This is a genomic window from Cupriavidus sp. 8B, assembly GCF_054589115.1.
On sequence record NZ_BAAILO010000100.1, the window covers coordinates 1 to 11,839 of the forward strand.

The following is an 11,839-nucleotide window of genomic DNA, read 5'->3' on the forward strand; positions in this document are numbered from 1 at the left end:
CAAGACCCCAGGAATCTATACCATAGACCATCCTCAGCGTTGCGCCAGACCCCAGTTGGGAAGGCTCTACAACGCAACAGCCGTAAACATACCGCTAGCAGGCATAATCATCATTATGTTAAATGATGATTATGCCCATCAACAGATTCCCCGGGGCCACCCGGCTTTTCTGCCCTGGCTTGCCGCCATGGGGTGCGCCTGGCCTAGATTCTGGCGTGGCAGACGCCCAGCTGCTGGCCCATCAGGACCAGATCGGCAAAGGTACGCCCCTTCATCTTGCGCATGGCCTGTCCGCGGTGGATCTTCACAGTGACCTCGCTGATGCCCATCTCGGCGGCAATCTGCTTGTTCATCAGCCCGGACACCGCCAGCGCCATCACCTCCGGCTCGCGCGGCGTCAGGGTCTGGAAGCTGGCGCGCAGCATCTGGACCTGGCGCATGCCCACGCGCCGCCGGCGATCCTTCTCGAGCGCCACCGATACGGCGTCGAGCAAGTCCTGGTCGCGCAACGGCTTGGCCATGAAGTCTTCCGCACCGGCTTTCATCGCTGCCACGGTCATTGCAATATCCCCATGGCCGGTCATGAAGATGATCGGCACATGGATACCCAATTGACCGAGGCGCGCCTGCAGGTCAAGTCCGCTCGGGCCACGCAGCCTGACATCGAGGACCAGGCAACAAGGCACATCCGGCAACAGTGCGACGTTCATGTCGACCGAGCGGAACAGATTCCCCAGTGCATCGCGTAGCACGGCATCGTCGTCGACGACCATCACCAACCCTTCGTCCCGAGCACTCGGCTCGGCGCATTCCAGGCTTTGGGATGTCTCGATCCACTTCTCCATTCCGCTCAAAAAAAGTACCTGCGGCGCCTGCAGCACCAGCAGTCGCGTCATCCCATCGATTCCTGTGCGGGGGAACCAGGCCACATAACCGTTCACATAACCGTTGGCAGCCTACGCCACGGCTGTGGTCGCATTGTGAATTTGTGTTGGCTCTTGCCTTGGGCAAGGCTCGCCGGCATGACCGCCTCATACCAAAGGACAATAGACGCCTCTTGCCCCTCCCCCTAGCCTTGCGCTCACTCCGGCAACCAGGAATCGTCCCATGGCGTGCGCACCCTCTCCCGCATGGCGTGCGGCCGCGCTGCTTGCCGCAGCCATCGCTATAGCACCCGTATTCTCCTTCGATGCCTTGGCCGCCGCCCCGCAGGTGCGTACACAGGCGCCGGGCTTCTATCGCATGATGCTGGGAGATTTCGAGGTGACCGCCCTGCTCGACGGCACCCATCCGTTTCCGGTGCAGCAAGTGTTGGCCAGACAGACCGGCCTAGCCGGCGGCACGGCGCAGGTAAGCCTGGCCGAGGCCAGCCCGGGCGAAGCCGACGCGCTGCTGGCGGCGGCGCACCTGAAGGCCCCGGTGGAAGGCGCCATCATTACCTTCCTGATCAACACCGGCGCCAGGCTGGTCCTGATCGATAGCGGAGCCGGCGCCCTCTACGGCGCCGACGGCGGCCATCTGCTGGGGAACCTGCGTGCCGCCGGCTACCGGCCCGAACAGGTCGACGCGGTGCATCTGACCCATCTGCACGCCGACCATGTCGGCGGCGTCATCCTGAACGGCCGCATGGCCTTTCCCAACGCCACCGTCCATGTCAGCAAACGCGACGCCGACTACTGGATTCCGGCCAACTACACAACGAACTTCCCGGACCCGGGCCGATGAGCCGCGCGCCCGGCCGCGGCCGACCAAGCCCGCATACGCCCCGACGATAGTGAACTAATACGTACAGACAATGGCGATGCGCAGCCGGCAGGTTTAGCCTTCGCTCGGGAGCTGCCGCACCGTTTCTGCACGCTCTTGCCAACCCAACTTCAGGAGAGAATCATGGCCAATTCCAAGCTCGAAGTGCTGACTCCGCAAAACAGCCAGATGATCTTCATCGATCACCAGCCGCAAATGGCATTCGGCGTGCAGTCGATGGACCGCCAGGCGATGAAGAACAATGCGGTTGGGCTGGCCAAGGCTGCCAAGATCTTCAACATCCCCACCACCATCACCACGGTGGAGAGCGAGTCGTTCTCCGGCTACACCTACCCCGAGCTGCTCGACGTGTTCCCGGGCCAGAAGACACTGGAACGCACCTCGATGAACTCGTGGGACGACCAGAAGGTGCGCGACGCGCTGAAAGCCAACGGCCGCAAGAAGGTTGTCGTCGCCGGCCTGTGGACCGAAGTCTGCAACACCACCTTCGCGCTGTGCGCGATGCTCGAAGGCGACTACGAGATCTACATGGTTGGCGATGCCTCCGGCGGCACCAGCAAGGAAGCGCATGACTACGCCATGCAGCGCATGGTGCAGGCCGGCGTAGTGCCGGTGACCTGGCAGCAGGTGCTGCTCGAATGGCAGCGCGACTGGGCGCATCGCGACACCTATGACGCCGTGATGAAGCTGGTCAAGGAACACTCCGGCGCCTACGGCATGGGCGTGGACTACGCCTATACCATGGTGCACAAGGCCGCCCAGCGCACCGCCACGCCGCACGAATCCATCGCCCCGGTGCCGGCCCGCTGAGAGCCGCAGGGCCACGCCGCATCCCACCATACGCCTGGAGCACCCAGCATGAACACCATCACGACCAAGGATGGCACCCAAATCTATTACAAGGACTGGGGCAGCGGCCGCCCGGTCGTGTTCTCGCACGGATGGCCACTCAATGCGGACGCCTGGGACGCGCAGATGCTGTTCCTGGTGCAGCACGGTTTCCGCGTGATCGCCCACGACCGCCGTGGCCATGGCCGCTCCAGCCAGTCCGCCAAGGGCAACGACATGGACACCTATGCCGACGACCTGGCCGCTCTGATCGAGGCGCTGGACCTCAAGGGCGCGGCGCTGGTCGGCCACTCCACCGGCGGCGGCGAAGTGGCCCACTACATCGGCCGCCACGGCACCAAGCGCGTCTCCAAGGCGGTGCTGATCGGCGCGGTGCCGCCTATCATGCTGAAGACCGAGGCCCACCCCGGCGGCCTGCCGATGGATGTGTTCGACGGCATCCGCAAGGGTGTGGCGCAGAACCGTTCGCAGTTCTACAAGGACCTGGCGGTGCCGTTCTTCGGCTTTAACCGCCCCGAGGCTAAGGTCTCGCAAGGCACCATCGATGCGTTCTGGGCACAAGGCATGACTGGCGGCGCCTACGGCCAATACCTCTGCATCAAGGAGTTCTCGGAAGTCGACTACACCGAAGACCTGAAGAAGATCGACGTGCCGACCCTGTTCCTGCACGGCGCCGACGACCAGATCGTGCCGATCGACAACTCGGCCAAGCTGGGCGCCAAGCTCGTCAAGAACGCCACGCTGAAGATCTATCCGGGCGCCTCGCATGGCATGTGCGTGGTCAACGCCGACCAGGTCAACGCCGATCTGCTGGCTTTCCTGGCCGCCTGACAGGATGCCGTCCCGCGACCCCATGGCAGGCCGGGGCGGCCTGCCCTCCTCCCCGTCTTCCCTCTCACCGACCCGCCGACAGTTCATCGCCGGCGCCGCTGCGCTGGGCGCGGCGGCTGCCAGCCGGAGTTTCGCCATGACCCAATCCAGCACACCCGAACTCATCCTCGTCAACGGCAAGTTCGCCACCCTTGACCGCGCCAATCCGCAGGCCGAAGCCGTGGCCATCAGCGACGGCAAGTTCGTCGCCGTCGGCACGCGCTTTGAGATCATGCAACTAGCCGGCACCACCACCAAGGTGGTCGACCTGCAAGGCAGGCGCGCCATCCCCGGGCTGATCGACAGCCACATGCACATCATCCGCGGCGGCCTGAACTACAACATGGAGCTGCGTTGGGACGGCGTGCGCTCGCTGGCCGACGCCATGCGCATGCTCAAGGCCCAGGTGGCGCGCACGCCCGCGCCGCAGTGGGTACGCGTGGTCGGCGGCTTCACCGAGCACCAGTTCGCCGAAAAGCGCCTGCCGACCATCGAGGAGCTGAATGCGGCGGCTCCGGACACGCCCGTGTTCATCCTGCACCTGTACGACCGGGCCATCCTCAACGGCGCCGCGCTGCGTGCAGTCGGCTATACCAAGGACACACCGAATCCGCCCGGCGGCGAGATCGTGCACGACAAGGCCGGTAATCCCACGGGCCTGCTGCTCGCCAAGCCGAACGCCACCATCCTGTACGCCACGCTGGCCAAGGGGCCGAAGCTGCCGCCCGAGTACCAGAAGAACTCCACGCGGCATTTCATGCGCGAGGTCAACCGCCTGGGCGTGACCGGCGTGATCGACGCCGGCGGCGGCTACCAGAACTACCCGGAGGACTACCACATCATCGAGGAGCTGCACAAGGACGGGCAGCTCACGGTGCGCCTGGCCTACAACCTGTTCACGCAGAAGCCCAAGGACGAGCTCAGCGATTTCAGCGGCTGGTCCAAGCAGATCAAGCCTGGCCAGGGCGACGACCTGTACCGCCACAACGGCGCCGGCGAGATGCTGGTCTACAGCGCCGCCGACTTCGAGGACTTCCGCGTCGAGCGGCCCGACATGCCGCCGTCGATGGAAGGCGACCTCGAACCGGTGATCCGCCTGCTGGCGGAAAACCGCTGGCCCTGGCGCCTGCACGCCACCTACAACGAGACCATCTCGCGCGCGCTGGACGTCTACGAGAAGGTGGCCAAGGACGTGCCCTTCGACGGCCTGCACTGGTTCTTCGACCACGCCGAGACCATCACCGACCGCAACATCGACCGCATCGCGGCGCTGGGTGGCGGCATCGCCGTGCAGCACCGCATGGCCTACCAGGGCGAGTATTTCGTCGAGCGCTACGGCGTACGCGCGGCCGAGGCCACGCCGCCGATCAAGCGCATGCTGGAGCGCGGCGTCAAGGTCGGCGCCGGCACCGATGCCACGCGTGTGGCATCGTACAACCCGTGGGTGTCGCTGTACTGGCTGACTACCGGCAAGACGGTGGGCGGGCTGTCGATGTATCCGCAGGCCAACCTGCTCGACCGCGACACCGCGCTGCGGCTGTGGACCGAAGCCAACACCTGGTTTTCCTCCGAAGAAGGCAAGAAAGGCCAGATCAAGGCCGGCCAGCTGGCCGACCTGGCGGTGCTCTCCGCCGACTACTTCAGCGTGCCCGGGGACGAGATCCAGGACATCACTTCGGTGATGACCGTGCTGGGCGGCAAGGTGGTGTACGGCGACGGCGATTTCGACAAGCTCGCGCCGGCGCTGCCGCCCGCCATGCCGGACTGGTCGCCGGTGCGTCATGCCGGGGGCTACCAGCCGCGGCCGCAGGCGAAAGCGCTCGCACTCAACACCGCCTGCGGCTGCGCCAGTGCCTGCGGCGTGCACGGCCACGGCCATGCGAACGCGTGGACCGCCGGTGTGCCTGCTTCGGACGAAAGCACCTTCTGGGGCGCGCTTGGCTGCTCGTGCTGGGCCTTCTGAACCAGGGAAACGCGAGATGAACCGCCCCGCTTCCACCGTTCACCCGGCGGCCGGTGCCGTGCGGCTGCCGTCCTGGCTGCGCTGGCTGGCCCTGCTGGCGCTGTGCGCTGCCTACCTGCAAGGCGGCCTGGTCAAGGCCATGGACTTCGCCGGCGCCATCGGCGAGATGCAGCACTTCGGCCTCGCGCCGGCGGCGCCGCTGGCCGCCGCGGTGATCGTGCTCGAGCTGGGTGCGTCGCTGATGATCCTGTGCGGCTGGTACCGCTGGCTCGGCGCGCTCGCACTGGCCGCCTTCACGTTGATGGCCACCTTCCTGGCCAACCGCTTCTGGGCAGCGCCGCCGGCCGAGCAGTTCATGCTGGCCAATGCCTTCTTCGAGCATATCGGCCTGGTCGGCGGCTTCGTGCTGGTGGCGTGGGAAGACCTCTCCCGGCGCGCGGCCGCGCGCCCTGCATGAAGCACGGCGGCCCGCCAATCCAAAAACACATCCTCAACACTGGAAACGCAATGAAGCTCTATATCGTTTCGCTTGGCGCCGGCATCCTGGTCGGCATCATCTACGCCCTGATGCAGGTCCGCTCGCCCGCCCCGCCCGTGGTCGCGCTGATCGGGCTGCTCGGCATGCTGATCGGCGAGCAGGTGGTGCCGCCGATCAAGCGCATGCTGGCGGGCGAGCCCGTCACCGCTGCCTGGTTCCACGCGGAGTGCGTACCCAAGATCACTGGTGCGCCTGGGCCGGCAACCTTGACCGCAGCCCGCAATGAAGTAGCACCAGCATCGCACAATGCCGCCGATTCGCACTGAGTCCGGCGAGCACCTGGAGCCAGCGCGGCAGCCTGACAACCAAGGAGCATCCATCGTGTGACACCTACCCCGGTCATCGCCATCGTCGACGACGATGCTGCTGTCCGACAAGCCCTGGGAAGCCTGCTGCGCTCCATCGACATGGATGTCGAACTCCATGCAAGCGGGAACGACCTGCTGCAGTCCCGCACCATCGATGCCATCTCCTGCCTGGTCACCGATGTGCAGATGCCCACGATGAACGGCTTCGCGCTATGCGAGGCCCTGCGCACGCGCGGGCTGTCGATCCCCGTCATCTTCATGACGGCTTTCCCAGAAGAAAGCTACCTGCAGCGCGCCGCAAGCGCAGCTGCGCGCAAAGGGCGCCGACAGGTCGGCCTCTCGGCCCTGTTCGCCGTGGCCGCCGTGCTGGTAGTCCTGCTGGTGCTCGAGATTGCCGGGCAGTTGCAGCGGCGTCCGCAGGCCGCCCTGCCCCGACCCGGCTCAGGGCGCGGCTGATGCTGATGCCCAGCGAGTTCAGTGCAAGCGCCGGTGGCAGGTCGGCCTTCTCCACCAGTTCCGGCACGATGGCCTGGAACGGCGGCGAGCTCATCGCCGCGCCGGTGCTCAGCAAGAACGCGGCAAGCAGCAGCACATGGGCGTTGACCAGGCCGGCCAGCGCCAGCACGCCCAGCGTTACCGCCACCGCCAGCGTCCAGAGCTGCGCGAAGATCAGGTAGCGGCGCCGGTCGACGATATCGGCCAGCACCCCGGAAGGCAGGGCGAACAGGAACATCGGCAGGCTGCCCGCGGCTTGCACCAGGGCCACCATCAGCGGGTCGGGGTCCATCGGACAATTGCGATACGCGGCGATGGCGGGCTTTGCGACGATCGGGCGAAGCCGAGCGCCACGCGGCATCCCGCCAAATAAATTTGTAACAGACATCAACATCGCCCCACGCAGCCACGCCTCCCCCTGCAAGACCCCAGTTTCCGGGGGCGTCAAACAACAAATGACATAGGGGAAAAGCGTGAATCCAGTTCTGCGGGGCGACCGCCGCCGAGGCTTTGCCAGCCGCCTGACTCAACTCGCCGCACTGGCCGCCGGCATGATGCTGGCCAGCAGCGTGTGGGCGCAAGGCGCGGCGATCGACGTCAACCTGCCCGCCCAGCCGCTCGACCAGGCCTTGCGCGCGCTGTCGCGCCAGTCCGGCGTGCAGATCGTGTTCGCCACCGATCAGGCCGAAAAGCGCACCGCGCCCGCCGTCAGCGGCAAGCTTACGGCGGGCGAAGCCCTGGAGCGGCTGCTTGCCGGCTCCGGGCTGCAGGCCAGGGGCACCGGCGCACAGGCTTTCGTCATCACGATGCCGGCCGCCGCGCCGGCGCCCGCTGCCGCGGCGCCGGATGTGAAGCTGGCGCCCGTGGAGATCAGGGGCAGCCGGCCATCGCTGTTCGCCAGCAACGGCATCAGCATGGGCGCACTGGGGGAAAGGCAACCGGAAGAGGTACCGTTCTCGGTGCAGTCGTATAACAGCGAGCTGATGAACTCGCAGGACGCGCGCACCCTGATGGACGTGCTGAAAAACGATCCGTCGATCCAGGATGCCACCCAGGCCGGCGCTTACGAGACCGTGCGCATTCGCGGCTTCTTTGTCGACTGGACCAATACCATCCGGCGCGATGGCATGTCGGTGGCGCCCTACTATGAGATCCCGCTGGAAAACATCGAGCAGATCGACGTGCTCAAGGGCCCGTCGGGATTCCTGTACGGCATCAACTCGCCGGGCGGCACCATCAACTATGTGATCAAGCGCCCCACCCGCGAGCGCTTTGCCAGCGTCAAGGCGGCCGTCCGCGATCACGACGGCTACTACGCCAGCGTGGACGCCGGCGGCCCGCTAGGCGACGGCCGCTTTGGCTACCGGCTCAATGCAGCAGGTGAGAAGGTCGGCAACTTCGGCCACAACGGCGACGTGTCCCGCAAGTTCATTGCCGGCGCCTTCGACTGGGGCATCACGCCGCAAGCCCTGCTGCAGCTGGACTTCGACTACCAGGAACGCAGGATCGCCGCCCAGCCCGCGGTGGGCCCTTACCTGGATGGCACGCTGCCGTCGCCGGTCAACCCGCGCGTGCTGCTGGGCCAGCCCTGGCTGCAGTACGAGACCAAGACCTACAACATCGGCGCGGACTTCAACTACCGCTTCAACGACGACTGGAAGCTCACCAGCCGCGTGGCGCAGTCGTACAACGCCCGGGTCGCGGCATTTCCCGACATCTACAACGTCAGCCGCGGCGGCGACATCCTCTCCGGCGATATCTACCTGAACCCGGACCAGAACTTCCGCGTTCTCTCCACCGATACCTACATCTCCGGCAACTTCAACACCGGGCCGATCCGGCACCAGATGGTGGCGGGCATCTCCACGCGCAATTTCAGCGCGGTGGAATCCGGCTTCACCGTGCTTGGGACCACGGTGGGCAATATCTACCAGCCGGTCTACTCGCCGCAGCCAACGAACCTGACCTTCCCGAAAAAGAATATCTCGAAGAACTACCAGCCCAGCATCTTCATCAGCGACGTGATGGCGCTGTCGCCCAAGTGGGACCTGCTGATGGGTCTGCGCCATATCCGCTACAAGAACGACAGCATGCCCGCCTCGGGCAAGAACACCGAGCAAAGGGCCAGCGTCAACGCGCCCTCCTTCGCGCTGACGTTCAAGCCGCTGCCGAGCCTGTCGGCCTACGTCAGCTACGCCGAAGGCTATGAGCAGCCCGGCCCCGCCGGCTACGACACCAACAATGCGGGCGAGAACATGCCGCCGCTGAAGACGCGGCAATACGAGTTCGGCGTGAAGTCGAAGGTGACGGACAACCTGTTGCTGACCGGCGCAGTGTTCCGCCTGGAAAAGACCCTGCAGTATGTGAACGCGGACCACTTCACCGTGCAAGGCGGCACCCAGCGCCATACCGGGCTGGAACTCACCGCCAATGGCCGGCTAACCGGCGCGCTGTCGGTGGTGAGCGGCCTGGCGCTGCTGCACACCGAGGCAGACAGCCCGGCCGACCCGACCGTGGCTGGCAAGCGCATTGCCGATGTGCCGAACTTCCAAGCGAGCACCTTCCTCGACTACCGGATCGGCGCGCTGCCGGGAATGAGCCTCAATGGCGGGGTGTATTACGTTGGCCGCCGAGCCCTGAACGCGCAGAACACCAGCTGGATGGCGGGCTACACCCGCTTCGATGCCGGTGCGCGCTACGCCACGCGGTTGGGGAGCTACCGCACCACATTTGCGCTCAGCATCCAGAACCTGACCGACAAGCGCTACTGGGCAGCCGGCGACCCGAGCATCAACGGCGCCTGGGCCGGCAGGCCGCGCACGGTCTGGCTGTCGGCGCAGTTCGACATGTGAGCATGGGGCTGGCGGGCATGGCCAGCCCGCCAGCCTTAAGAGTTTCTTAAGCCGCTGTGCCCTATCCTTGTCGCATCGCCAGAATCCCACGTGCCCGATGCCGACGCTCCTTGCCCTGAACCTCACGCTGTTCCAGCACCTGAACGGCCCCGCCGGGCTGTCAGGCGCCGGCCTGTGGGTGGCCGCCTTCCTCGCCGAAGCGCTGATCGCGGCCGCGCCGCTGGTGCTGGCCGCCGGCTGGCTGCGCGGGCGGCCGGGTGAGCGCCAGATGGTGATCAGCGCACTGGCGGCCGTGGCACTGGGCGGGCTCTGCTCGACCTTGTTCAGCCTGTTGCTGCCAATGCCGCGGCCCTTCATGGCGGGCATCGGACACACCTACCTGGCGCATGCCGCCGACCCCTCCTTTCCGAGCGACCACGTCACGCTCCTGGCCGCGCTGGCCTTCGTCCTGCTGCGCGCGCCTGGCAGGGCCCAGCGCCTGAGCGGGACCGGCTTGCTGGTAGCCGCGGCACTAACGGGCTGGGCCCGTGTCTTCCTCGGCGTACACTTTCCACTGGACATCGTCGGCGCGTTCGCGATAGCGGCATGCTGCGCGGCCGTGGCTACGTCTGCCTTCACGCGCCCGGTGCTTGCCGCTGTCACGGTGCGTGCAGAGCAACTTTACCGACACCTGCTGGCCTACCCCATCGCACGCGGATGGCTCAACCCATGACAACCACTGACACGCTGCCGCCCCTTGCGGCTGTTGGCGCCCTGCCGTCAACGCGCGATGCCGACGCCAGCCTTGGCATCATCGGCCTCGAAGGCGCCGGCCGCGGGCCGTTCAGCCTCACCGTCGAGCCCGGCAGTTGCGTGATCCTGTCCGGCGCTTCCGGCGCGGGCAAGAGCCTGCTGTTGCGCATGATTGCCGATCTCGACCCCAATCGCGGGCAGGTCCGGCTGGGCCAGTCCCCGCGCGAGAGCATGAGCGGACCGGCCTGGCGGCGCCAGGTCATGTACGTGGCGGCCGAGTCCGGCTGGTGGGGCGACGACGTGCTCGAACATATGGCGGACGTGCCGGCGGCCCAGGCGCTGCTGGCGCGGCTGCGCCTGCCCGCGGACATCCTGCAGGCGCCCGTGAGCCGCCTGTCCACCGGCGAGCGCCAGCGCCTCGCGCTGATCCGCGCGCTGGTGCGCCGTCCGCGCTTCCTGCTGCTGGATGAGCCGACCTCGGCGCTGGACGCCGAGACCACGCTGGCCGTCGAAGCGCTGCTGCACGACTGCAAGGCACAGGGGCTCGGGCTGCTGATCGTCTCGCACAATCCCGCGCAGGCGGCACGCCTGCAGGACCGGCACTATCGCCTCAGCGCCGCCGGGCTGGAAGCGGTGGCGGCATGAGCCCGATCCCGCTCACAGCCTATGACCTGGCGCTGGCCAGCCTGCTGGTGCTGGCTGGCGCGGGTGCCTCGCTGGCAATGTCGCTGGACGTGCACCGAAGCCTGCTCTGGGCCGCGGGCCGCATGGTGGTGCAGCTGCTGCTGGTCGGCCTGGTGCTGCGCACGGTGTTTGGCTTGTCGTCGCCGCTGGTGACCGCGTTGACGGTGGCAGCCATGATCGCAGCGGCTGCCCGCGAGGTGGGCAGCCGGCAGGAGCGACGCCTGGCGGGGCCCTGGCACGCTCTGATCGGCGCCGCCGCCGTGAGCCTGCCGACGCTGCTGGTGACCGTGCTGGCCCTGACCACGGCCTTGCGCCCGACACCCTGGTATGACGCCCGCCACGCCATCCCGCTGGCCGGCATCATCCTGGGCAATGTGATGAACGCTGCGAGCTTGGCGCTCAATGGCGCCTTTACCGCGGTCTGGCACCAGCGCGCCGCCATCGATGCGCGCCTGGCACTGGGCGACGACCGCCATGCGGCGCTGCGCGTGATCGTGCGCCAGGCGGTGCGCAGCGGCATGCTGCCCACCATGAACACCATGGCGGCGGCCGGCATCATCACCATGCCAGGCATCATGACCGGCCAGATCCTGGCCGGGATGGACCCGATCGCCGCGGCCCGGTACCAGATCCTGCTGATGTTCCTGCTCGCCGGCGGCAGCATGCTGGGCGTGATCCTGGCCGCCACGCTGGCGGTCCGGCGCCTGACCGACCACCGCCACCGCTTGCGCCTGGACCGGCTGCAACGCCGTTGACCCCGGGACACCAGCGAATCAACAACAAA

The 11,839-nt window shown here is 66.7% G+C and carries 11 protein-coding genes and 2 pseudogenes; 11 read left to right on the forward strand and 2 right to left on the reverse strand.

Annotation, left to right across the window (positions count from 1 at the left end):
* Positions 1-203: 203 nt before the first annotated feature.
* On the reverse strand, positions 204-773 hold the full coding sequence (locus tag ACYP5B_RS10435; RefSeq protein ID WP_459569602.1) for a response regulator transcription factor: 570 nt from the start codon (positions 771-773) through the stop codon (positions 204-206).
* 334 nt (positions 774-1,107) lie between these two features.
* Between ACYP5B_RS10435 and ACYP5B_RS10440 the strand changes: the two are divergent.
* From ACYP5B_RS10440 to ACYP5B_RS10470, 7 genes and pseudogenes are all read left to right on the forward strand, one after another.
* A pseudogene (locus ACYP5B_RS10440) lies at positions 1,108-1,689 on the forward strand (MBL fold metallo-hydrolase); the annotation flags it as partial.
* A 198-nt stretch (positions 1,690-1,887) separates the two neighbouring features.
* Entirely contained in the window at positions 1,888-2,574 is a 687-nt protein-coding gene (locus tag ACYP5B_RS10445) for a hydrolase (protein WP_400092058.1), read from the forward strand.
* Between the two features lie 48 nt (positions 2,575-2,622).
* Entirely contained in the window at positions 2,623-3,444 is an 822-nt protein-coding gene (locus ACYP5B_RS10450; protein WP_459569534.1) for an alpha/beta fold hydrolase, read from the forward strand.
* A gap of 136 nt (positions 3,445-3,580) precedes the next feature.
* Positions 3,581-5,446, forward strand: coding sequence for an amidohydrolase (locus tag ACYP5B_RS10455; RefSeq protein ID WP_459569535.1), 1,866 nt, complete (start codon positions 3,581-3,583; stop codon positions 5,444-5,446).
* Positions 5,447-5,462: 16 nt separating this feature from the next.
* Positions 5,463-5,903, forward strand: a complete 441-nt coding sequence (locus tag ACYP5B_RS10460) for a DoxX family protein (RefSeq protein WP_459569536.1) — start codon at positions 5,463-5,465, stop codon at positions 5,901-5,903.
* Between the two features lie 50 nt (positions 5,904-5,953).
* Positions 5,954-6,250 carry a XapX domain-containing protein gene (locus ACYP5B_RS10465; protein ID WP_400092066.1) on the forward strand — a complete coding sequence of 99 codons (297 nt, stop codon included), beginning with the start codon at positions 5,954-5,956 and terminating at the stop codon, positions 6,248-6,250.
* Positions 6,251-6,307: 57 nt separating this feature from the next.
* The gene (locus ACYP5B_RS10470; protein ID WP_459569537.1) at positions 6,308-6,748 is read left to right on the forward strand and encodes a response regulator; all 441 of its coding nucleotides are present in this window, start codon (positions 6,308-6,310) and stop codon (positions 6,746-6,748) included.
* Positions 6,749-6,788: 40 nt separating this feature from the next.
* Here ACYP5B_RS10470 and ACYP5B_RS10475 read toward each other — a convergent pair.
* A pseudogene (locus ACYP5B_RS10475) lies at positions 6,789-7,181 on the reverse strand (MFS transporter); the annotation flags it as partial.
* Positions 7,182-7,260: 79 nt separating this feature from the next.
* Between ACYP5B_RS10475 and ACYP5B_RS10480 the strand changes: the two are divergent.
* From ACYP5B_RS10480 to ACYP5B_RS10495, 4 genes are all read left to right on the forward strand, one after another.
* Positions 7,261-9,639: a TonB-dependent siderophore receptor gene (locus ACYP5B_RS10480; RefSeq protein WP_459569538.1), complete on the forward strand. Its 2,379-nt coding sequence runs from the start codon at positions 7,261-7,263 to the stop codon at positions 9,637-9,639.
* A gap of 97 nt (positions 9,640-9,736) precedes the next feature.
* The gene (locus tag ACYP5B_RS10485; RefSeq protein ID WP_459569539.1) at positions 9,737-10,351 is read left to right on the forward strand and encodes an undecaprenyl-diphosphatase; all 615 of its coding nucleotides are present in this window, start codon (positions 9,737-9,739) and stop codon (positions 10,349-10,351) included.
* Positions 10,348-11,016, forward strand: coding sequence for an ABC transporter ATP-binding protein (locus tag ACYP5B_RS10490; protein WP_459569541.1), 669 nt, complete (start codon positions 10,348-10,350; stop codon positions 11,014-11,016). The genes ACYP5B_RS10485 and ACYP5B_RS10490 overlap by 4 nt, the downstream gene beginning before the upstream one ends.
* Positions 11,013-11,810: an ABC transporter permease gene (locus ACYP5B_RS10495; protein WP_150984604.1), complete on the forward strand. Its 798-nt coding sequence runs from the start codon at positions 11,013-11,015 to the stop codon at positions 11,808-11,810. Before ACYP5B_RS10490 ends, ACYP5B_RS10495 begins: the two co-directional genes overlap by 4 nt.
* Positions 11,811-11,839: the final 29 nt, after the last annotated feature.